Genomic DNA, 22,575 nt, shown 5'->3' on the forward strand with positions numbered 1-22,575 from the left:
GGTACGCTTAAATAGGTATACGATGATATCCAAGATTAAATGATTCGTTTTTTAATTAAATGCTAAACTATCTTGTGGTTTAGACTCTTGATAAGCTTTAGATAGAGCAACGTAATACACCACATCTTGTTCATTATAAAAAAATACTATACGCGTTTCTTTAAAACTATATTCCAACACATAATTACTCTCATGTATAGGCTTCCCAAGCTTTCCTTTTACTTCTGCTATAGTAGACTTACCTAGTATAATTCCGTTATAAAACTTTACTTTTGCTTTGTTTAATGTAATTCTGTTTAGTACTTCCTCTTTAGGTTTTGGTGTATTCTCTACCCAGTTTTTACTAAAATTTAATTCTATCCCTAAAGTGTCATTTTTAACATTGGTGCTAGAGCTCCACATTGGACTAGAGTCTCCGCAACTTAAACTACCGTGTTTGGTTTCTTCAAAAATAACTTTATTCTGCTTTATAAAATCTGAGTAGGTTAACGATTCAATTTTTAAAAAAGGTACACCAAAGTCCTCATTAATTAATAATGTGTCATTTAATTGTAAACTATAGTTAGTTTCCTTTTTCTCGGGATGTTTCATTTCTTTTTTTTGGTTATTCCCGCAAGAGAATAAAAAGAAAAGTATAATATAAAAGAGGCTTTTTTTCATTTGTGTACCGCTTATTAATTTAAGGTTTGCACCTTTATTTTCATTAGCAATAATACATACACTTATGCTACAACCAAGCCAGCAATTAATATTCGTAAGGGTGCGTTGTATATTTAAAACTAGACTAAAGACCTTTATTTACTTACGCTTCAACATAAAAATAACTGCAACTAATTATTAATAGTAATTCTAAAGCTGTAACCTACACTGCTACATATAATTACATCTAGCATTTTTTTTACTAATTCGTTGCGTTGTCTTTTTTAGCTTGTTTTTTAAGTAAAATCATTCTATAGGTTAGCCCTAAAAACAAAATAAAAATAACGCAGATATTACTAATTATCTCTGTAGAGTTATAAGATCCGTTCATGTTATTACTAATCATTTCAATTACCTTATAGCTATACAAATAAATAGCAATACCTGCTATAACTACTACAAATGGGTGTTTATTTTTAAGGTTAAAACCTAGTACAATACCATAAGCAACAAAAAAGAACGTCAAGAAAATAGTAAGATAATACTTTGCTTCTTCCCAATTTGATAGCTTAATTTCTTTAATTAATTGCTTGTGTAAACTTACCTCATACTTTAATTTATTTAGCGTAAACAAACTAAATTCTGATGTGTTTTTAGGTTTATTTTGAATATATTTATTTAGGTAAGAGTTAGGGAAAACACTTTCTAATATACTATCTGGTGTATTTAATACGAACTCTTTTATATTAGTTTCTTTAACAGACATTTCTGTTTGTAATGAATCTTTGTATTTATTTATGGATAAAACATTCATTATTGACAATCTATTTCTTCTTAAATCGTCGCTCATTTCTCTTCTTTCTTCTGCGTTTAGTTTTTCTCTAAGGGCATACTCATACCTACTTATATAAGACATAATTTTAAGCTCAGGAACCACCGTGTTTTTAACTAAAAAAAGTATTCCTGCAAATAAAATTGACATTGCTAAACCTAATCTTAATAATTTTATTAGGCTAAGTTTATTCTGAAACCAGTAGACAGTAAACAATAGAGTAGAAATAAATAAACCAAAAAGTATAATAGTATCTATTAGACTTAAACTAAGTAAGCACGTATTAATTATATTGATTAAAATATCAGCTTCAGCCATAAAATGTACAATTACTTGTACTACTGAAAACAAATAATAAAAAAAACAACTTATTGTAAAGTACTTTAAAAATTGAAGTAATAATTTCTTTGTGGTCATAACAGTCTAAATAATGGTTTTCTAATGAGAAATAGCTTCTATAATTTTGCCAAAAACTACATATAAACCAAAACTAATTGCACTAACTAATAGTACCAAAAATACTAGTTTAAAAATGGGTTGTTTGGTTTTAAAACGCCTTAAAGCTCTTATTACTAAATAGAAGATTAAACTAAATAGAAACAAAGGGATTCCTATAAAAAAACTATTTCTAAAAACGTTGTATACATCTAAAAAATGAACAACAACTCCGGTACCTATAACCAGTAATGAGATTACTAGTAAGACTTTACATAGTGACTCTAAAAAAGTAATTATTTTTAATTGATTCATTCTTAAATCCTAGTGGTTTACCTATAAAAACAACGCTTAAAACCGTAATTTTTATCTAACAATAATAAACACTAGCATTAAACAAGCATAACTGCAATTTATATTCGTTAGCGTCTATACTATATTTAAGAGAGGTTTACTGTTTTTTAAAATGAATGTATTTTTCGCTACAGTCTTTTAGTTTTACATAGTAATTCATTGCATTACCGTAATTCTGAATTGTTAACTCGCCCGGACTATAGTAGCACTCTACACCTAATCTGCGCTTGCCTATTTCTTTGAGTTTTGCATATTCATTTTCTTTTTCTGGATCTTCTTCAAACAAAGCAACATCAAAATAATCTTCGGCATATTCAATTTCTGTTAGGTTAATATATAAATCGTCTCCTCTAGAGAAGCTTAATTTCCCTGTTAAAGTTCTCTCATTAGATTTATATGTATAGTAATATTCGCCTTTAGTTTTAGCAAACGTAAGCGTAACATCGCAAATATCGTTATAATACTCACCTTCTATATTTTCTGGTAAAGGTGTAATGGCTGTGTCTGTTTTTTCTAAAGTAAATGGGAGTTCTTTTTTACGTTGTGTACTTATCCATTTTCCTTTAATAGCAGCCTTACTAATTTTTCCTTTTAAAATAGCAAGCGTGTCGTTTTTATAATTTAGCTCGTATGCAAGTAGACTATCTGCTACCACAGTACCTACAACTTTGATATCTATTCCTATTTTTTTGTAATAATAAAAGCCGTCTATTACACCATTGCTATTTGGCAAATTAAAAGCAACTTCTAAATTACTACCTATTTTACCTGTATAACTCCCTAAAACTATAGCTTTATTTAATTCCTTAGACGGACTTTCTTCTTTTTTAGCATCTACATTATCCTTGGCATTAAGCTCTGTATTCTTAAAATCTTCTGTTTTAGTTTTTTTCTCCGCACAAGAATTAAGGGCTATTAAAAAAGCTACAAGTAGTATTTTTTTCATTTTTGATAGTGGATTAATATAAATTAAAGTTATAATTATATATTATTTAGTTCTATTCTTGATTTTGTTTTTTGACTAAATTGATTTCTCCATTCTTTGATGTCAAAATTGTTTCTTTCTTGAAAAGAAGATGTTTCCCAATACATCATTAATGCATAATTTTGCTCTAGCAACAAAGCTCTATTATGATCTCCTAGCTCGTAAAGTTCTGTAAAAATAGCCTTAATTACCTCGTAATTTTTATTCTCTTTTTGTCCTCCAAAATTAAAGTCGATTTTTTCTCTATTTCTAAGTAAAGGATGGTCTTTTAATTCTGCTACAGGAGTTAAATTCTTAAGCATTCTTACTGCGTTTTGAGAAGGAAAATCTATTGCCCAGTTAGAAATTACTGCGTTAATTATACTTTTCTGAAAATCTAATTCGTTTCCAATTCTTTTATATTGCGATGCAAGTTTAAACCAGTTTTCGCTTAATTCTCCAAAACTTTCTGTGCTTGCCTTATAAAACTCAATAGCCTTTTCTACGTTATTTTGTTGTAAACATTGGTTTCCTTTCTCTAGATAATTATACACTAATTTTTCATCGTCAATTTCTTCATCGCCATAATCAAAATCGTTTAGTGTATACCACTCCAAAAATTTATCAAGAGAAGAAAAACTAGGTTTTATAATTCCCTCATCGTGTATCATTTCACAAACTATAGGCTCTTCATTTTCTTTACCAAACTCCCAGTACAAACCAAAGTAATCTCCGTTGCCTAAGCCTGCTTCATAAAATTGTAAAAAACCATTTGGCGGATATACTCCAACTTGTATTTCTGTATCTATAGAAACTTCTTTTATTCTCTTGGGTAACTTCATCTTCTATTATTGACTTTCTATTATTAAGACCATATATTTTACTCCACTAAAGTATTAATCTCTTGATAAAAGAATCTAAATTACAACTTTTTGTTCTCTGCTCGTTCTTTTACAACTCCGCCTACCAGTATACCAAGCACGCCTATAATTATATAAAATGGCAATCCTAAAAGTAGAAATAAAGGAAAATCTATCCAACTACTTACAGAGTATATTATTAAAAATAATAGTGTTGAAAAAAAAGGGTAAAAGAAAAGTTTTATTTTAGATCTGTAAATACCTGTAGTTACATAACAAACAGGTACTAAACTTATAATTGCGGGTACAACAAAAATGAATATAAAGTTCTCATTAGAAACATCAAAATAGTCCCTTAAAACTCTTAAAAAAACTCCGTAAAACACAGCAAATAGTACACCTGAGTAACTTTGTATTTTTATCTTTTTTCTAAGCACAGTATTAAAATTAACTACTTACTTTACAATAATTTTATTCTTCAAAATTACGAAGCTGCTCCATAAAATACTTTTTTAACGTATACAAACGAGAAGTTAAATTAGTATTTACCTCTTCTATATTTGATATATCTGTAATGACATACGAATAAAACTCTAGTTTATTTTCACTTAATTTATCATTAACCTCATCTCCAAAAATTAATTTTTTTAAAGCTGCTGCTTTGGTAGTGGTTGTACTCTCTTTGTTATTTCTTTTTATACGCTCTAAATTTTCAATAAGATTTTCAACCATAAGATCTCCATTTTTAAAATCTTTTATGGCATACGCATTTTTAGCCATAGATGCAATCATAAAACTAATATCTGCGTAAAGGTCTTTTGGATAAAAATTTGTGAACGCATCTAAAACTTCCTTACATTCTTTAATTTCTCCTGCTTTTTTGTAATGATTAATAAGAGTTTCATAAGAAGATGCATAACTTATTAAAACAGAAAGCTCAGTTTTTGAGCTATTTTTTGTGTTTTTATGATACTGAAACTTATCCACTAAAACAGAATAGGTTTTATCTGCATCTATGCCTGCTAAATACCTATCATTTTCTATTTTGTTTTTAGGGCTAGCTGCTATTTTATAAGCAAAACCAGATTTCTCTAAATAGTTAAATACTACAGGCAACTCATTAAATGTACAGTATACAGGTCTTGTTTTTATGTTTGAGGCTATAATATCTAACGCAAGTAATTCTCCCTTTACTATATAATTTGTTTTGTACGTAAGTTTTAAGGTGTCTTGATTAATAGCAATAGCTATTTTATTTGTAGACAATTTAGCATTCTCTTTTGCTGCTTTATAAACAACAGATGAATCTTTTTCATTTATTAGTTGTAGTGTGCTTTTTAAATCTAAGTACTTATCATCATTTTTGTTACTACCTAAAACTATATAAGATAAATTTTCTTTTGCATATGCATCTGGTTTTAATGCAAACTTAATTGGTGAGGAAGCTAAAACCATATCATCTCTTAAATGATTTACATAACTGTTTTGGTTTAACAAACTTGTATTTACAATAGCAACATCTTGGCGGTGTTTTAGCTTTGCTTGTGCATACATAAACGGAAATGTATCATTATCACCTGTGGTAAATAAAATTGCATTTGGTTCTAAGGAGTTTAAATAGTTTTTGGCATAATCCATAACAAAATCTGTATACAAATCCTCTGGTAAAAATGCTAAAGCTTCTGCCTGGTTTTGGTAAATACTAAGGTTTAAATAAGTACTAACATACTCGTTATCTAATTTATTACAAATATTACCTACAACTGTTGGATAATCTGGATTTTTTTGACATAGTATGTTATAATTTTCTATAGCCTTTTCTTCATAATTAATATATGTTTTAAGCTGCTCTTTTGTAAATTGATTTTTACCAGATTCTAAAAAATTAAATTGATCTTTAGGATCGCCAAATTCATAACTATTATTTAATAAATGACTTGCACTGGCACTGTATGCTCTTCCTAAAGCATAGTATTCTATATCTTTAAGATTAGATTTTTGTTCTAAAAAAGCAATAACATCTTTTGTCCACCCCACATAACCATAGTAAGGCAGCACATTAAACCTTTCTTTATTATGGTATGTTAAATGGTAATTAGCATACTCGGCATTTAACCCTTTACCTTTAGGAAAATTTAACTCCTGGTATGTATTCTTAGAAGCACTCCAGAACAAAACTGTTTTTTTATAATCATTAGTATCATAATTATACTCTTGAATATAGTAACCCTCTTGTTTTTTAACAAATCTAATATCATCTGTTCCCTGCTCCTTACGTAGATCATAACTTGTAAAAAACGTAGTTACTACATCATCAAAAGAAGGAAATTTATGTTGTGCGCTTTTGCAGTTAACACAAAAAATAAAACACAATAAGAGAATGCTTTTTTTAATCATTTTGTTTTTAGTTAGATTCGTATTTACAAAGTTCTATTTTATCCATTAAACTCGTAATACTCAAATTTATATACCCAAGATGTATTAATAAGCTCTAGCGTAAAATTACCACCATAGCAATCGCCAGGACTACCTTCTAGGTTACCATATAACCTATAATTACCATCTACTTTTTTTAATGCATAAATAGTTATTGATGATAAATACCCATAGTATGCATAACTCTCCATTTCTCCATTCTCTATTATAGAAACTACTGTTCCTAAATTTTCAGAATAAGAGTCATAATATTTGGTTACTACTACGTTTGTATTTTGCGAAGCACTATATGTCTTCTGAGTAAATTTTAATGTTTTTTCTGAGTTATTATTCTCGAATAAATCTATATTTTCTAGCGCACAAGATAATAGCTTATTAATTTTAACTCTGTTTTTCTGGCTTATATTTAAGCTAATTTCTTTTAGATTTGGTGCTATAGAATCTACTGTTCTAGAACCAAGGCTTCCTCTTGTTTTTTCCCAAGTTTGATCTATTAACTCAATTTGATTTGCACAGTTGTCTTTTCTTAATTCATAAATTCTATTAAAGTAGACATAGCCAACTTCATTTAAATTTGTTTTAACTAAAGTCCATTTCTCGTTTTCTGCTTCTGGTAAAGTGAATTTAAATTCTTCATCTTCATTTATTCTTGCTATTATTTTACTTGAAGAACTTTTACCCTGTCTAACATTAACGTATCCATCTGCATCGTTAATTACTCCTGTTCTAATATGCCCATAATCTGGGAATTTAAGATCCTGTGCAGACACATTAAAACCAAATAAGAATAATAAAAGTATGTATGTTATTTTTTGCATTAAATTTTAAGTTTTAGTACTTCTACGTAAATAAGCAACTGCAATGTTTAGTATCCAAAATATAAGCTAGATCAATAGTAGTAATTATAACCTAACAACTAAAGCTTCAATTAATATTCGTAAGCGTGTGTTATATATTTATAACAAAACTATTTACCACTCTTAATAGCTTATCTCCCTAACTTCTAGTTTGCCTATATCGTTTTTATTAAAAGAATTTTTAGACAATCTTTTGGTCCAATTACCATTTTTATCAAATACTAAATACTTGTATTTTATATTAGATATAGTATCCTTGTTTTTATTGAGGACTACAATATTTTTTACAAACCTATTATCTGTATAGTAAAAAAACGCGTGTCTTCTTTATCCACATTTGTAATAGTGATTTTAGAAAATCTATTATTATTTTTTTCTATTCTACCAGAAAATAATAATTCTTCATTATAACTAAAGGACTCTTCTAAAATTAATTTATTTGATAAATATTTAATTCTGTTTTTATTCTTAAAAACATTGTCCTTTGAATAATAAACACACTCATAATTTTTACCTTGTATATAACTAGCTATTGCGCTACCGCTTATACTGTTATTTTCATCATAAGAAATAATTTTAGTATATCTTCCTATGCTATCAAACATTACAATTTTAGATTTTAGATTTTAGTAACCTAAGCTTACTTTATTCATATTTCTCGTTATCAAAATCGGCTTTATACGTTTTTTCTTTTAAAGTTTTTACTATCCCCTCTAGCTCAAATCTATTCCATTCTCTATCTTCTTTAGATTTAGGCAACTGCTTTTTAAAGGTACAACTCGTAAATAGAACTAAAAATAAGACGGTTATTAATTGCTTCATTATTTGGTAATTTTTCAGTTAATATACTATTCTCTATTATTTTAATTAACTGCGACCAGTATAGACAGCAAATTAACCCATTTCCCACTTAAGAAATAGAAAATTCTTATTTTTTATGTTGTACAATTTAAGGAGGTTTTATAAATTAACAGCTGCGTTAGTAAATGCAACAAACTAATTTATACAAAAAAATTAAAATGATTTGGACTTATAATAGAATTGTTAAATATAAAAACCATATTAAATTTTCTAAACAAAACATAGACGTACAACTAAAAAAAAGGTTTGAGGCTTTACCTAATATAGCATCAACTGTAAAAAAATACTTAAGCCACGAAAATGAGATTCATACAAAAATTGCTAGCTTAAGAAATAGCTACACCACCACAAATGGCTCAGAAAAAATAGCAATAGAAAATCAACTCTCTAAGTTACTTGGTAATTTATCTGTTAGTTTTGAGAATTATCCTGAATTAAAATCTAACGAATCTGTAACTCATTTACAACGTTCTATAAATGAGTTTGCAGAACAAATTTCCGCTTCACAAAGAGCATATAATAACTCTGTACTAACCTATAATGACTCTATCTCTACTTTTCCAAGTAATATAGTTGCTTCTATTTTTGGGTTTAAAGAAGAAATTTATTTAAAAATTATTTCTGATGAGCAAGAAAGAGAAAACCCTAACATAAACAACCTATTATAATATGAACCAATTTACAGACCATTTTAATAAGGTTAAAGCAAAGGCTAGTACTATTAAACCACCTTCAAGTATAGGGTATATTATACCCATAATTTTAATGGTTTCTTCCCTTTTTTCTCTTATTACATTTATTCTCTCTTTTATTATATACTTAATTGTTTCAATACTAACCTTTAATAATGGGTTTATAGGTAGTGTTGCTTTTTTTACTTTTTTTTATACTATAGTATCTGCCATTATAGCAATAGTTTTATTTAGATCTTACTTAAAACAAAAACAAGGTTTTAAAAACACCAACATTTACCGTAGAGAATTTAAATTAGGTATTTTACCACAAATAATTGCGTCAAAATATGATAATATAAATTATCAATTTGATGGGATGATTGATGAAGAACGAATTGTAGAATCTTCATTTTTTTCTCCGTCTGTTTTAGACAAAATGAAAGAAAGTTGGTTTTTTGGAGATGATTATTTTTCTGGTAAAATTAAAGACGTAGATTTTGAGTTTTGTGAACTCTACTACAAAACTGATGGAATGACTACTATGGGATGGCTTATTATATTAATAGCTGCCATTATACCTATTCCTCTTTTACCAGATATAATGGTACCCGTTTTAACTAGTTATGATTCGATAAACGATTCTATAGAATTTACATCTAATAAAACTGAAACCGAGTATGACAATACAAAAGTTAATAACAAAGCATTTTTATATGGTAAGCAGACTAATTTTAGAGGTCTTTTTTTATTTGCAGATTTTCACAAAAATTTTGAAGGCACTGTAAATATTAAAACGAAGAACAGATTTAATAAAAAAATGTTTGCTAAGAATCAGCTTAAAACTATTAAAGTAGAAAACAGCGTTATTAATAAAAAATATACAATTACTACTACAAATGAGCAAATGGCGTACTATGTTTTAAGTCCTAAAATTATTGATGCCATAGAACGATTAAACATAAAATTAGGAGAAAAGTTATCTATGACATTAAAGGATGGTAAATTATACTTAATAATGCCAATGAGTAATGATTTATTTGAGAATATAACCATTAAAGAAAAACACATAAAAGTAAATTCTATTGAAGAAATACAAAACGAATTAAACATTATTGCCGACTTAATTAACGAACTAAATCTTAATACTAAAATATGGTCCAAAGCATAAATTAGATTTAAAGTAAATTCTAAAAGAATATAAAAAAGGTAGTTTAACAAAATCTCTTTTGTTAAACTACCTTTTTTGTTGTAATACCTAATTGCTAAGCCTAATTTTTATGCAATTTTAACCACTCGGCACTTTTGGCACAATGGGTAACTATCTAGTAAGGGTTTAATGCGAGTATGCATTTCATCAAAACTTTCGCCATACAAATAAAGAGAAGTTTCTTCACCTTCCCAATAACTAGCAATATGTCCTGTTTTAAAATCGCCAAGTAAACGCTCTATTTCTTCGTAAATATAATTTACATCACAGTTTTTATAAACTTCATCATCTAAATCATTACTATTTAAATACAGTCCTAATCCTTCTTGAGAGCCAAAAGGGATCCTTACAACATCTTTACTTTCATCTTCTGGGTATATAATTAACTTTGACCCAATAGGCGCTAACATAGCCTCTGCTGCTTCAATAATTTTATTAATATTCTCTTCAGAACTATCAGAAATACTTAATTCAATATCACAAGATTCTATTTCTCCGTTTGGTGCTTGCATAGTACCGCCACCAGTAGTTTCGGCCTTAAAACCTAATGTTTCTAGTATTTCTTGCAATGCATCTTCCAAGTCGTGACGGTGCATTGGTTGTAATTTTGCGTTTAGGTTTAATGTTAAATTTGTCATACTATTTACTGTTATTTATCTATAATAAAAAAGTCTTCTAAAATATTCGTTTTTAGGGTTAACAATAATAGCAGTAGAAATTTAATTGCCAAAGTTGCAGTTTATATTCGTTAGCGTATATTATATATTTAAAGTAAAAGTAAAACCAAATGAAATAGATTTTAAAAACACAGATGATTTGCCTCTGTCAAAAGAAATTAGATTTAAGCGTAATTTTAAAAAGTCTGCGCTAACTCCTTTTCTGTATTTATATAATTAATCTTTAAAATACTGCTTAGATATAGCACCAAGATTAGCTATAAAACGTTTTTTTCTCAAATCAGCTCCTTTATCATAAAAATTACCATAAGTCTTTATTTCTAGACTTAACTTATCTATTAGAGATTCAAAATCTGAATAAGTTGCACACTTAGATCTTGTTAAGAAATAGCTTATATCATTAGTATAAATTATTCTAAAAAGAGATCGTATATCTGATAAGGCTTCAATATCTGGAAAATATTCTGCTACATTTTTAGACGATAAATCTGGTCGGGTACTAGTAGACTTTTTTACTAAAAACTCTATATGTTTAATAAGTTCCTCGTTCTCTTTTATCTTATTATATTTTTGAATTAGTTCTTTAGAAATACTTTCATTATTAAAACTTAATTTATGCTCTACTAACTCCATACTCGGTTTAGTAGTATAGGGGCTATTTATTATTGCTCCAATTATACATGCATTAAAATCTTTTTCTTGAATAAAAGAATAACTTAAACTACCTTGTTTTATTGGCTCACGTATTTTAGCCTTAGATATTTCTACATCTCCTATTGCAAAAGTTAAGTTTTCTCCAATATTTAGAGTACTAAAATCTTCTAAAATTTGTGGATTTTTAAAGAACATTGTTAATTTAGATCTATCAGAATAAGCAAGGGATTTTACATCTACATACTCATTCCCCGTTACACGAACATTACAACTCTCTTTAATATTTATAGGAGAAGAATTAGCTGCTTTTATTTGAGCTAAACCAGCTGTCTCTAATAAAAATTTTACCTTTTTTGGCGAAACAAAATTTTCATATTTAATAGTTAAACTATTCTCAGTTATATGAATATGAGTTATTATTCTTGAATAAGATGAATAAAACTCTAATCGGTTTTTTATTTGCTGAATATTTGCATCTGGTCCTATTTTAAAAGTAAATATTGACTCGTATCTATTATTCTTTTGTACGGTATTGGTTGATACGTTTGCTAAGCAAAACACAAGAACCAAAACAAGCAGTACGCCTTTTTTCATTTTTATTTATTTTAAAATTCCTCTAACAATAAAGAAAATACCTAAAGCAGTAACTCCAAAAGAAATGGTACTACCTCCTGTTTTGTACAACAATAAAACACCCATAAGTAATAGAACTACACCAACAATTCTGTTGGCCCTAGACTTCTTTTCTGCGGCCTCTACTTTCTCTTTTAAACCAGGAGAAACAGAAAACATATGTTCCTGAAAAGTATTTAGCAGATCTCCTATATTATCAGAACTATTTGCAGCTTTATCCTGAAACTCTTTATCACTTTTTGCTTTTTCATTTAAAAGCACAGACAGTTCTGCTTGTAAACCTCTTTGGTTGGCTTCATTTTTAAAAACAATTAACTCTTCTTCTGTAAAGTTATCTATGTTATATAGAATTATATTAAACAAATCTTGTTGTGGTAAATCTTTTGCTGAGTCTATTACACTTCCCTTTCTTGCGTTATTATTTGCAATAGCTTCTGATAATTCTAATTGCAGACCTCTTTTGTTTATCTCCTCCATAAAAGCACTATGCTCATCTTTACATAGTTCTCTGTTTAATATGCCATCAAAAAGTACTTCTTTAGATACCTTTTTAGCAACACTTTTATAGTCATTATAGTTCATAGTTAATTGGTTAAATTAGTAAATAAGAAGCATTATTTTCTGCTGCCAGTATTTCATTTACACGCGTATTACTGGTGAAATCTAGACCAACTATAATTTCAGAATTTTTAAGTTGAAGCTTAGTCATTAATCCCGTTCTGTTTTATTCTTTTTTACACTCCTTAGGGTGCATAGGAATAACAAAACGAGTCTTGATTTGTAAAGGGGTAATGTGTTTACAAATACAAGTGCTTTTAGGGTTTATACACTTGTAGCATTGTAGTCTTGTTTTTTTATTTCTATATGTAAATTGCTTATCTATTTTTTTTTATCTCTAATAGCTTTTTGTACCTCCAACGCTCTATCGGCAGCAAAAATATCTATACCAAGTTTAGCCCATTCTTTATAAAGATGATCTCCTTTTGCAGCTGCTTGCCTATCTAAGTTACCTAAAGTACCTAACATACACATAACTCCTTTTTTATGTAATTTGTTATATAATGATGGGTCTGATAACTTTGTTCCTGTAAAAGCAACCATATTTTTCCACGGTATACCAGAATTAGCAGCCCTGTTAAACTCTTCCATATTTCTAATACTTACAGATAGTACTACCTTAGGATTTAGTTTATATAGTTTTTGAGCTGTTTCTATGGAGTAAGTAATAATAACCGACTGATTTAACGCATCATTTTCTTCTATAAAATGCAGCACCTCTTCAGGGTCTACACTTCGTTTAATATCTACAGTAAGTATGGCATTATCTTTTTTTGCCCAATCTAACACATCTTTAAATAACGGAATTTTAAAATCTACAATAGAGTCAAAATTATCTTTTAGTTTAAGTTTAGATAGCACTTCCCAATTGTTTTGGTCTACCCTACCAAAACCTGTAGATGTTCTCTCTAGCGCATTATCATGCATTAATAGTAAAACACCATCTTTGCTTTTTGCTACATCAATTTCAAACAGCGCATTAGGTATGTGCTTTTTAACGTATTGCATTGTTTCTAAACAATTCTCAGGATAGCCAACATAACCTTTACCACCGCGGTGAGCACTAACTAATAGCTCACGATTCTCTACATAACTAAAGTAAGTTTGTAATGTCTTCTCCTGTTTATTTTTTCCGTTACAACCAATAAATAAAAATGAAATTAATAGAATAGGAATTAATAGTTTTTTCATAGTTTTTTTAATAGTATTTAGTTCTTTCTCTGTAACAGAATTTTAAATTTTGAGCCGCTGTATAGAGCCTGTGATATGTTTTAAGCGCCTAAATTAATGAAAAAAATGAATAAAAGTCCCGAAGTATTAGAACCACTACTCTTACGCTTAACTATTATTTTGTTTTTAACTTATTATTATTAAAAGCCTGCCAAAGCATCTAAATAAAAATTTAGCGGACTTTATAAATATATACAGACCTTTCGGTTTTGCCCTAAAGTCAACATTAAGCTCAGGTGTTTTGTTAACTGCTTACTTTTCAGGAAAAACTTTGTTGATAAATTCGTTGAGAGTGTTTTCATTGCTGCAATAAATGTTAGCTGTTCTATTTACAGCTGAACCATAATTCAATTGAAATATTTCTTCAGAATTAACCTTTTGATAGGAAATTCTATTGGTCGACTCATAGAATTCAGGGTTGTGAAAACCTAAAGCAAGTTTTGATGAAATTGGAATAAAATGATAGAGATCATCAATATATTTTGTATCAAAGAAAGCTTTGTTTTTATCTACACTGTACCCTGGTGCATCTGTTGTAATAAATATATCTTCTTTTTCTTTTGGACTATAAATAACTATATTGTAATTGACGACTCGATTTAAAACCGACTTAAAAACAACATTATCGTTAGAATGTAGTCTCAGTATTGAATTGTTATGAAGTTCCTTTGGCTTTGGAATACTCGATAAAAGATAATTAATAACTAACTTAGCTCTTCGAATCAATTGAGGATTATCTATTTTTTCTATTTCAGAGTTAAATTCATCAATACTCTTAATATACTGTTCATTAATTTTTTCTTGAGTGTAACCTTTCCGGAATCTAGGATTTCTTGATTTCATACTGAGTAAAAAAAAGCCAAATCAGGGATTTCCTGGACACTCAATAATTGCTTATCCGCCTTTTCAACAATATCTTCAATAAAGTGTTTTTCATACCAAAAAGCATTACGTTCAATGACATCTATATTTAATTTGTGATAATCAGCTATTCTTGAATCTAAATTATAAAAGTCCCCATGAAAACATATCGAATTGATATGATACTTTTTAGGTTGACTCCATTTATTACCTGCTTCAAAAAATTGTGTAGCGAAAATTTCTTCCGAGTCTGATACTGAGAAATGCTTCAAGTAAGATTTTGGCACATAATGTTGGTTTTCCATTTTGATATATTGCATCTAACGGTTTGGCTATGATTTCGGTCTGGGAAATCCGTTAGGATTTTTCAGGATCGGAATCGAGCCAAATTAAAAGTAGTAATTTTTTTTAGACTAAAAAGTAAGACTGAATTATAGCCATTGTTAGCTGTAGTTTTTACTTTTTAACCACTAGAGTTTTTGCGATTATATCACCAATTCTCTGTTTTTTGTCAGTCGATTTTACAACGACAAATGCAACTAATCCAAAACACCAGTTTATATCTATAATGTCAGAAAGTCTTCTTTTAATGGTTTGCCCTATTGTTAATTCTTCTCCGTTTTCTGAAATAATTTTAAGTCCAACCGTCCAATGTCCCAAAGTCGAACAAAATTTCCATTCGCAAATTGGCAAGTATAAGAACCAAAATAAAAAAGGAACTAACCCCTTGAGTCCACTTACTTTAAATCCACCGTCCTCAGATGGTTCACCGAATTGGTATATATAAACAATAGTAAAGCAAAATATCAGAATGTAATCAATTAGAGTAGCGACAATGCGGAGTCCGGTATTTGATTCGTAGGTATCTATATTCATTAAAGTATTTGGTTAAATTACAGCTAACTAGTTAGTGACAGCAATTAATTACATTTTTCCTACAATATAAAAATATTTTTTTGTAGTACATATGTACAACAATCTATTTTAATATAAACCCATAAAAAAAACCATAAGCACATATGTTAATGGGTTTAGTTTTCTTACTTGCTAAGGTTTAAATTAGGTACTAGACTTCTCATTTATATACTCTAAGTAATCTTCTTCTAGCTTATCTATTTCAGCAATTAAAAAATCGTATATGTTACCTTCAAATACTTCAATATCGGTTTCGTCATATTTGTCGTGTTCAATGGTTATAACACCATTATTTGTGTAAGCTCTATACCCATTGCCTGTTTTCTTAAAAAACATCTGACCAAGGGTTTTCTCTTTATACTCTAATGCTTCTTGGTTTTTCTCTTCAAAAGTCATCCAAGCCGGAGTTTCTTCGTCCTTAGATAGCCCGTAAACAAAAAAGCCATACCCAAATTTCCAGGCAGGCATAACATCATATACTTTTGGTCTTCTCCACACCTCTTCTTTCACCTCAAAAAGTAAGGTGCCAAATGTTACTAAAAAATCTTTTACATCTTCGCTAAATACATAACCACTACTTTTTTCGTAGGCTGTAATTTGCCCTACTGTTGCTGGGTCTGCTACAGAACCAAGTACTACAAAATCATCATTTAGTCTATTTTTACGCTCCCAAAAAGTTTCTTTTGTTGTCATATATAGTTCTTACTTTTTAACCACAGTACTTTGTTAGGCATAGTGTTTATCTATTTTTTTTAATCATATTATCAATATTCGTTTCTTTCTCAATTAATGGTTTCCAAGTTTTAGGAATGAAATCAGTAAGTCTATTTTTTCTAAATTTAGGAAGTCCTTTAATTGTCCAAAAGAATTCTTCTACGTCAGTTAAATCATTAGGTTTATCAATTTTCCATTGAACTAATCTTCCATTTTTATTTATAAAATCGTGTATTAAGTCTTGAATACGATTCTGATGGTTAGAATTTAGAAGTTCCCAGTAAGAAATGAATAGTTCCCCTAATTTTTCGACCATATGAGTTTGATTAAAATTTAATCTGTCATCGAGTACAGCTTCTTTAAAGTAGGCTAAATGTTCATTATAATCCTCATTTTCATAATTCGGAATATTATTTTTTTTAAAGTGCTTTTTTAGCTTGTTTTTAATTATTGTTAGATGATAATAACTATGTTTTGAATAATTCGATTGAAAGTTTATTAGTTCCGCAAAAGAGATTTCAAAGTCAATGTCATATGGTGATATATAATATTTATAAAATCTTTTCTTAAAAAAGAATTCTTTGGTTTTTTTTATTGTTTGAAGAAATTGATTAAAATCATCATTGTGTTTATATTTAACACAAAAATCTTCCATTAAATTAAATAAGGAAACTCTTTTCTTTGGGTCAAGTGGTGATTCAAAAGAAGTATTTAAAAATTCATTTAAGCGTATAAAAAATAAATCAGCTCTTTCATCATCGTGGAAATATACCATTGATTTGTCATTAGTCAATTCAAATATAGTAGGACTAATTATAGTCAGAGAAAAGCTTGTGTATTGTTCGATTAATAATCTTACGTCCATTTTTTTACATTATGCCTAACGTTTAGTATATGAAAAGTAGCAGATTTATGTATGCTAATTTTCAGTTAAAAGCAAAGATAGCAGAAAAGAACTAAACCTTGAGGTTTGCTCTTAACTGCTATTTTTTATATACATTGTTGGCAATAGTACTTTATTTGATGTTGCTATTCAGTTTCATTCCAATAAAAGCTGTCAGGATAAATTCTATCTCCAAAAATAGCTGTACCTACTCTTACTATTGTTGCACCTTCTTCAATAGCAATTTCTAAATCTCCGCTCATACCCATTGATAATTCCGTCATCTTAACATTGGGCATTTTCAAGTTGATTATTTCTTCTTGAATTTTCTTTAATAGCTGAAAACATTTTCTAATTTCAGTTGATTGTGAACTTAATAAGCCAATAGTCATAAGTCCTTTGATGCGAATATTATTAAATTTAGACACTTCATTTACCAAGTCAATAGCGTGCTCTGGTAAAACTCCAAATTTACTATCTTCAAAAGAGGTGTTTACTTGGATATAAACATCTATCTTTTTTTGTTCAAATTCTAATCTTTTTTGTAATTTTTCGGCAATTGACAGCCTATCTATAGATTCTATACAAGTAGCCCACTTTAATACTTCTTTTATTTTGTTAGATTGTAAATGACCGATAAAATGTACTTCGGTATTTTGCTCTTTTAAAGCTGTACATTTCTGTTTTAATTCCTGAACCTTGTTTTCTCCAATAAGATTTTCTCCTTCTTTTAAAGCATAATTTATTCGATTTGAATCTACAGTTTTAGTAGCTAACAATAAACGAACACTTTCTGTATTTCTGTTTGCGTTTTTACAAGATTGTTCTATTCTATTGTGTATAATCTTGAGGTTATGACTGATATTTTCCATTTTTATGCTGTCATTTTATGATCTGGACAATCTATTTGAAGTTCCTCTTTTTTAAGGGCTGTTCCTAGTAGATTGCAATAATTGGTATTACCTTTTTTCTCATAATGAAAACAGGTTAGACACATACGTTGTGTGGAAATTATTTTTTGCTGATTTAATTGATAGATAATACTCAAAATATTCGCTAATAAGTTTTCTTTTTCAATTGTAGTTAAACTGTCTATCGACTTGTTTAAAACAGAGGTAAAACCCTTTGCTTTATTTACAATTTCGTTCCCTTTTTTTGTTAGTTTGACTGTAAAACTTCTAGAATCAGATGAATTTATTTTTTTTGAAAGTAGTTCTTTTTTAATAAGTACTTTGACCGAATCGCTAATCGTGGCTTTTGTTAAATCAAACTCATTTGCTAAAAAACTCACTTTCAAATTTTCTTGTTTATGGGAAGCACAAAAAAGTAAAATTTGGATTTGAATAGGACTTATTTTATACAATTTGCTTTCCTCCCAAAGTAAAACCCTAAATGCTTTTGCAATACGCTCTAAACCGTAGGTTATTTTTTGATTAATTGATTGATTCATCTTGCTCTATTTTGGTCAATTCACTTTCTTCTATACTATTTACTATGTTATTTTTTATGGCACGAAATGCAACATCTTTTGCTTCTGCATATGATAAATTATATTTTCTCCCGATACTTCTAAACTCTTTTGGGAATTGAGTTATTAAAGTATCATAATAAGCATCTAATTGATTATTTGAAGGTTTAATAAATTCTAACTTTAATTGAAAACGCCTTAATAACGCAGTATCGATAATTTTTGAATTATTGGTTGCTGCAATGAGTAATGTTTGGGATGGCAACTGGTCGATTAACTGAATAACAGTATTTACAAGTCGTTTCATTTCGCCAGAGTCTTTATTGTCATAATCCCTTATTTTTCCGATAGAATCAAATTCATCCAAAAAAAGAACTGAGTTTTCTCTTGAAGCTTTTTTGAAAACTTCGGTTACATTTTTTGCGGTTTGCCCTAATCTGGAATCAACAATACCACCTAAATTTAAGATGATAATTTTTTTGTTTAAATATTTGGCAATTGCTTTTGCCGTAGTTGTTTTTCCGCAACCAGTATGACCAAAAAGCAACAGTTTGTTATCTACGGGAAGGTTAAATTCTTCTAGTCTTTTTAGATGTTTAAACTCTTTTAGTAACTGCTTTAGTTCTATTCTATTCGTTTTACTTAAATGGATTTTATCTAAATCTAAAACTTCACTTTTTACGTTTACTATTAAATCATATAATGCCATTAAAAATGTATTTGAGGACAAAGTTAGTAATCCTAATCATTAGAAGCTAAACTTTATTAAGAATATATACCCAGGCTTTGTTTCCAGATTTAAACTTTTTTTGTACTCTTTTATAAGCTGAAACTTCATATTTATCCGTTTCTAAAAGTTCATTCTCTGTGATTTCAAAAATTACACCATCTATAAAATCACTTTTATTTTTTGAGGGTACAGCAATAGGATGAAACTTTTTTCCACTTTTTGTTATAACATTTTCATTTAAGATTTCTTGTTGCTTAATTTCAAAGCCTTCAAGTGTGTCAATTTTTCCTATTAGCTTTCTGCCGTACGTTTCTATTTGTACTTTTTTCAGTTGTAGAGTACCGTAAGAAAATAAAAAATGAGTGCTTTTGTTTTTCATTGATTAACAATTTTCCATTTCAATAATAAAATATCCATTTTCTTTAATTTCTTTTTCAATATGAGTAGGCGCAACTTCTATATGACAAAATTTGCATTCTTTTGTATTTAATTTATAATTAACTAAACCTTTACTTTGTAAGTAGCCTTTCCCGTAATTAAGTACATTTTTGAGCGTTTCATTTTCTTCTGTAAGAATATCAAAATGCATTAATTGATTGTTTTTAGGTACGTACGTGTCGTAGACTGATATTTTCATATTTTTTTGTTAAATTAAACTGGCGTGTAATGGAATTACACGCCAGTTTAAAAGTTTAGATTAGCCTTTTACATCTGCCATAGATGCACCAAAGTTAATATGCAATGTGTTCCCATTAGGTGTTACTAATGCAGGAACAGAATTTACACCAGCATTTTCTGCTTCTTGTATTCTACTTCTGTCTTCTCCAATGTTTACAACTTCTACATTGTTTTCTCCAACTAAATTAATAATATCGTGCTCTGCACTAATGCATACAGGACAGCCAGCGTGATAAAAAATTGATTTACTCATTTTGTATATTTTTAATTTTCAGCAATATTGCTGACACAAACATAGTAAGGATTCCTAACTAAAAAAAGTATTTCAACAAATTTTGCTTCATTTTTTTTAAAATGGTAGTTTAAGTTGTTTTAAAAATTGTAAGTACTGAAAAATGTTTTTGGATGGAAATTTAGTTTGTAGGTGTGTCCTGTATTATTGCCAACTAGTTAGTAACCGCAATTAATTGCGGTTATTCAGCCATACTGGTGGTATAAACGCAATAATTACATTTTTCCTACAATATAAAAACATTTTTTGTAGTACAATTAAAGAAATGTATAATCGGGTAAAAAAAACATAAATAACAAAAAAACCGATAACATACAGTTATGGGTTTTAATTTGTTTTAGTAGCAGTCCATTAAAATATGGCCTTTGTTTTGGTAGTAACTCAGCGGCTTTTTTAAGTGGTTTTTACTTATTTTTTTACCACAGTACTTTGTTATAGCCAGTATTTATTTAAGTGCATTGCCATAAATATCCGCTAATTTTATGTTGATTACACAAAAAAGCGTAACAAATTCCGTCATTACCAAACATTATTTCATTGCCATTAATTGGATTCAAATCCGGGAGTCCGCTATCTAGTTGAAATATAAAAGTCATTTTATTATTACATTTTGGACAGCATATATTTTTAGGTTCTTGAATCCAGATAGGTTTTCCTCCAATTTTATTACAATTCCCTTCCCATTCTTGATTTTTAAAAGAAAGAGGAGTCAGAGCAAGTTTTATATTCGTTTCCTTAAGAGGTTGATTACAATATTCGAATTCTATAGGAATGTTTTCATTTAACCTTTCAATTTCTCCATTTTCTGAATGTTTATAAAATAGATAAGGACCATTTATTTGTGCATTGAAAAAATCTTCAAAGTTGAGTCCGAATATTCGACCTTTAAGTTCTATTCCGTTAACAAGGAAATTTTTATCAAAAGAAATCAGATGGTTTATTCCATTTTTCAATACTCCGCCAAATTTCAGATTGGAATTTTCTAGTGGCTCAAAACCCCAAGTAGGATGCTTATTATTTCTTTGTCCGAAATCATTAGTCGGTAAATAATAACTTCTTTCAAAAATTATATGATAGCTGTTATTTTGCATTATTTTATCATATTTGTTCTAACGGTTGTGTTAAATTGAGTAGTGACGCGATAGCGAGCTATTCAGTTTTATCACTTGTTAGCAAACGTATTTTTCTAATTAGTTTTTTATGAAAATCTTCTTTTCTTGGCTTTTTCTTTCCATCATGCGTTACTTTATTTAACATATTATACTCTAATTTATTTGAATATTGAGAATTTACTTTCTTTAACTCCGTAATGAATTTTATTGCTTTTGGCTGGATACAAGCATTAGCAGAAATTGTTTGATATTCCCCAGGCTCAATTTCAAATTGATTTTCATTTATTGGACTTTTACCATTTTCAGATAATAAATCAATCTGATAAATTTTTTGTTTCGACTTTTTAAGCCTTTTACTTCCTCTTCGCTCATTTCTCCACGGGTGTTCATTATCCTTTAATTGTTCGTACAAAAAGTCTTTATTCCAAATAGAAATTTGATGAGACATTAGAAAATTTGATTCTTTTTTAATTGCTTCTGAAAGAGTGTAACCAGAAAAGTCTATACTCGTAGCCTCTGTTTTATAAGCTTCTGATGAATGAAGTTTTACCAATTTTAGGTCATTACCTTCCACATAACTTATAATTTGGTGTAGAATATCCGTTGGGACTTTCTTACTGAACCACATATCTTCTTGAATAAAAATCACATACTCTTCTTCAATTTGGTTTAAGACTTTTTTCAATCTATTAGTCCATTGTCCAGAACCAGATTTAAGATTAATGTATCCATCTATAGAAATGTCCTTTTCTTCAGTAGAAAAATATTTTTTTAGTGTGCTATTATCACCCCAATGTTTATTAAAAAAATAATTGAACCCTTCAAAAAGAAGTTCATAACCGTCACAGGCAAAAATCAGTATTGCAGTTTTTACTTTTTTCATTTGTTTATGTTTGCCAACTAGTTAGTAACCGCAATTAATTGCGTTTATTCAGCAATACTGGTGGTATAAACGCAATAATTACATTTTTCCTACAATATAAAAACATTTTTTGTAGTACAATTAAAGAAATGTATAATCGGGTAAAAAAAACATAAATAACAAAAAAAA

The 22,575-nt window shown here is 28.7% G+C and carries 28 protein-coding genes; 2 read left to right on the plus strand and 26 right to left on the minus strand.

What is annotated here, in order from left to right; genetic code table 11:
* Positions 1 to 51 precede the first annotated feature (51 nt).
* From BT107_RS06995 to BT107_RS17510, 9 genes are all read right to left on the minus strand, one after another.
* Positions 52 to 591 carry a hypothetical protein gene (locus tag BT107_RS06995; RefSeq protein WP_072303083.1) on the minus strand — a complete coding sequence of 180 codons (540 nt, stop codon included), beginning with the start codon at positions 589 to 591 and terminating at the stop codon, positions 52 to 54.
* A 310-nt stretch (positions 592 to 901) separates the two neighbouring features.
* Positions 902 to 1,888 (minus strand): hypothetical protein, encoded by a 987-nt coding sequence (locus BT107_RS07000; protein ID WP_170854713.1) that lies wholly within the window; start codon positions 1,886 to 1,888, stop codon positions 902 to 904.
* Between the two features lie 469 nt (positions 1,889 to 2,357).
* Entirely contained in the window at positions 2,358 to 3,206 is an 849-nt protein-coding gene (locus tag BT107_RS07010; protein ID WP_072303086.1) for a hypothetical protein, read from the minus strand.
* A 35-nt stretch (positions 3,207 to 3,241) separates the two neighbouring features.
* A complete protein-coding gene (locus tag BT107_RS07015; RefSeq protein WP_072303087.1) occupies positions 3,242 to 4,066 on the minus strand; it encodes a hypothetical protein in 825 nt (274 codons plus the stop codon).
* Positions 4,067 to 4,146: 80 nt separating this feature from the next.
* Entirely contained in the window at positions 4,147 to 4,521 is a 375-nt protein-coding gene (locus BT107_RS07020) for a hypothetical protein (RefSeq protein WP_072303088.1), read from the minus strand.
* A gap of 34 nt (positions 4,522 to 4,555) precedes the next feature.
* Entirely contained in the window at positions 4,556 to 6,481 is a 1,926-nt protein-coding gene (locus BT107_RS07025; protein WP_072303089.1) for a hypothetical protein, read from the minus strand.
* Between the two features lie 38 nt (positions 6,482 to 6,519).
* Entirely contained in the window at positions 6,520 to 7,338 is an 819-nt protein-coding gene (locus tag BT107_RS07030; protein WP_072303090.1) for an SH3 domain-containing protein, read from the minus strand.
* Between the two features lie 323 nt (positions 7,339 to 7,661).
* Positions 7,662 to 7,982, minus strand: a complete 321-nt coding sequence (locus tag BT107_RS07035; RefSeq protein WP_072303091.1) for a hypothetical protein — start codon at positions 7,980 to 7,982, stop codon at positions 7,662 to 7,664.
* Positions 7,983 to 8,022: 40 nt separating this feature from the next.
* Complete coding sequence (locus BT107_RS17510) at positions 8,023 to 8,199, minus strand: hypothetical protein (RefSeq protein ID WP_170854714.1); 177 nt, start codon at positions 8,197 to 8,199, stop codon at positions 8,023 to 8,025.
* 197 nt (positions 8,200 to 8,396) lie between these two features.
* Between BT107_RS17510 and BT107_RS07040 the strand changes: the two genes are divergently transcribed.
* Entirely contained in the window at positions 8,397 to 8,906 is a 510-nt protein-coding gene (locus BT107_RS07040; RefSeq protein WP_170854715.1) for a LemA family protein, read from the plus strand.
* Position 8,907: 1 nt separating this feature from the next.
* Positions 8,908 to 10,080 carry a DUF3137 domain-containing protein gene (locus tag BT107_RS07045; RefSeq protein ID WP_072303093.1) on the plus strand — a complete coding sequence of 391 codons (1,173 nt, stop codon included), beginning with the start codon at positions 8,908 to 8,910 and terminating at the stop codon, positions 10,078 to 10,080.
* A gap of 107 nt (positions 10,081 to 10,187) precedes the next feature.
* Here the strand turns inward: BT107_RS07045 and BT107_RS07050 are convergent, their stop codons facing one another.
* From BT107_RS07050 to BT107_RS07130, 17 genes are all read right to left on the minus strand, one after another.
* Positions 10,188 to 10,757: a hypothetical protein gene (locus BT107_RS07050; RefSeq protein WP_072303094.1), complete on the minus strand. Its 570-nt coding sequence runs from the start codon at positions 10,755 to 10,757 to the stop codon at positions 10,188 to 10,190.
* 255 nt (positions 10,758 to 11,012) lie between these two features.
* The gene (locus BT107_RS07055) at positions 11,013 to 12,044 is read right to left on the minus strand and encodes a hypothetical protein (protein ID WP_072303095.1); all 1,032 of its coding nucleotides are present in this window, start codon (positions 12,042 to 12,044) and stop codon (positions 11,013 to 11,015) included.
* A gap of 6 nt (positions 12,045 to 12,050) precedes the next feature.
* Positions 12,051 to 12,665: a hypothetical protein gene (locus tag BT107_RS07060; protein WP_072303096.1), complete on the minus strand. Its 615-nt coding sequence runs from the start codon at positions 12,663 to 12,665 to the stop codon at positions 12,051 to 12,053.
* Positions 12,666 to 12,962: 297 nt separating this feature from the next.
* The gene (locus tag BT107_RS07065) at positions 12,963 to 13,832 is read right to left on the minus strand and encodes a glycerophosphodiester phosphodiesterase family protein (RefSeq protein ID WP_072303097.1); all 870 of its coding nucleotides are present in this window, start codon (positions 13,830 to 13,832) and stop codon (positions 12,963 to 12,965) included.
* A gap of 291 nt (positions 13,833 to 14,123) precedes the next feature.
* Entirely contained in the window at positions 14,124 to 14,714 is a 591-nt protein-coding gene (locus BT107_RS17710) for a DUF4238 domain-containing protein (protein ID WP_072303098.1), read from the minus strand.
* Positions 14,711 to 15,037 carry a DUF4238 domain-containing protein gene (locus BT107_RS17715; protein WP_170854716.1) on the minus strand — a complete coding sequence of 109 codons (327 nt, stop codon included), beginning with the start codon at positions 15,035 to 15,037 and terminating at the stop codon, positions 14,711 to 14,713. The genes BT107_RS17710 and BT107_RS17715 overlap by 4 nt, the downstream gene beginning before the upstream one ends.
* A 151-nt stretch (positions 15,038 to 15,188) precedes the next feature.
* Positions 15,189 to 15,608, minus strand: a complete 420-nt coding sequence (locus tag BT107_RS07080; RefSeq protein ID WP_072303100.1) for an RDD family protein — start codon at positions 15,606 to 15,608, stop codon at positions 15,189 to 15,191.
* 183 nt (positions 15,609 to 15,791) lie between these two features.
* Positions 15,792 to 16,340 (minus strand): hypothetical protein, encoded by a 549-nt coding sequence (locus BT107_RS07085; RefSeq protein WP_072303101.1) that lies wholly within the window; start codon positions 16,338 to 16,340, stop codon positions 15,792 to 15,794.
* A gap of 46 nt (positions 16,341 to 16,386) precedes the next feature.
* Positions 16,387 to 17,226, minus strand: a complete 840-nt coding sequence (locus tag BT107_RS07090; RefSeq protein ID WP_072303102.1) for a hypothetical protein — start codon at positions 17,224 to 17,226, stop codon at positions 16,387 to 16,389.
* A gap of 164 nt (positions 17,227 to 17,390) precedes the next feature.
* Positions 17,391 to 18,116 carry a YggS family pyridoxal phosphate-dependent enzyme gene (locus BT107_RS07095; protein WP_072303103.1) on the minus strand — a complete coding sequence of 242 codons (726 nt, stop codon included), beginning with the start codon at positions 18,114 to 18,116 and terminating at the stop codon, positions 17,391 to 17,393.
* A gap of 2 nt (positions 18,117 to 18,118) precedes the next feature.
* Entirely contained in the window at positions 18,119 to 18,694 is a 576-nt protein-coding gene (locus tag BT107_RS07100) for a MarR family winged helix-turn-helix transcriptional regulator (RefSeq protein WP_072303104.1), read from the minus strand.
* On the minus strand, positions 18,678 to 19,421 hold the full coding sequence (locus BT107_RS07105) for an AAA family ATPase (RefSeq protein WP_072303105.1): 744 nt from the start codon (positions 19,419 to 19,421) through the stop codon (positions 18,678 to 18,680). The genes BT107_RS07100 and BT107_RS07105 overlap by 17 nt, the downstream gene beginning before the upstream one ends.
* Positions 19,422 to 19,467: 46 nt before the next feature.
* Complete coding sequence (locus BT107_RS07110; RefSeq protein WP_072303106.1) at positions 19,468 to 19,821, minus strand: gamma-glutamylcyclotransferase family protein; 354 nt, start codon at positions 19,819 to 19,821, stop codon at positions 19,468 to 19,470.
* Positions 19,822 to 19,824: 3 nt separating this feature from the next.
* A complete protein-coding gene (locus tag BT107_RS07115) occupies positions 19,825 to 20,079 on the minus strand; it encodes a DUF2024 family protein (protein ID WP_072303107.1) in 255 nt (84 codons plus the stop codon).
* Positions 20,080 to 20,139: 60 nt separating this feature from the next.
* Complete coding sequence (locus tag BT107_RS07120; RefSeq protein WP_072303108.1) at positions 20,140 to 20,373, minus strand: thioredoxin family protein; 234 nt, start codon at positions 20,371 to 20,373, stop codon at positions 20,140 to 20,142.
* A gap of 488 nt (positions 20,374 to 20,861) precedes the next feature.
* Positions 20,862 to 21,503 carry a hypothetical protein gene (locus BT107_RS07125; protein ID WP_084639179.1) on the minus strand — a complete coding sequence of 214 codons (642 nt, stop codon included), beginning with the start codon at positions 21,501 to 21,503 and terminating at the stop codon, positions 20,862 to 20,864.
* A gap of 58 nt (positions 21,504 to 21,561) precedes the next feature.
* Positions 21,562 to 22,407: a hypothetical protein gene (locus tag BT107_RS07130; RefSeq protein WP_072303109.1), complete on the minus strand. Its 846-nt coding sequence runs from the start codon at positions 22,405 to 22,407 to the stop codon at positions 21,562 to 21,564.
* Between the last annotated feature and the right edge of the window lie 168 nt (positions 22,408 to 22,575).

The organism is Cellulophaga fucicola, assembly GCF_900119145.1.
Taxonomy (GTDB): domain Bacteria; phylum Bacteroidota; class Bacteroidia; order Flavobacteriales; family Flavobacteriaceae; genus Cellulophaga; species Cellulophaga fucicola.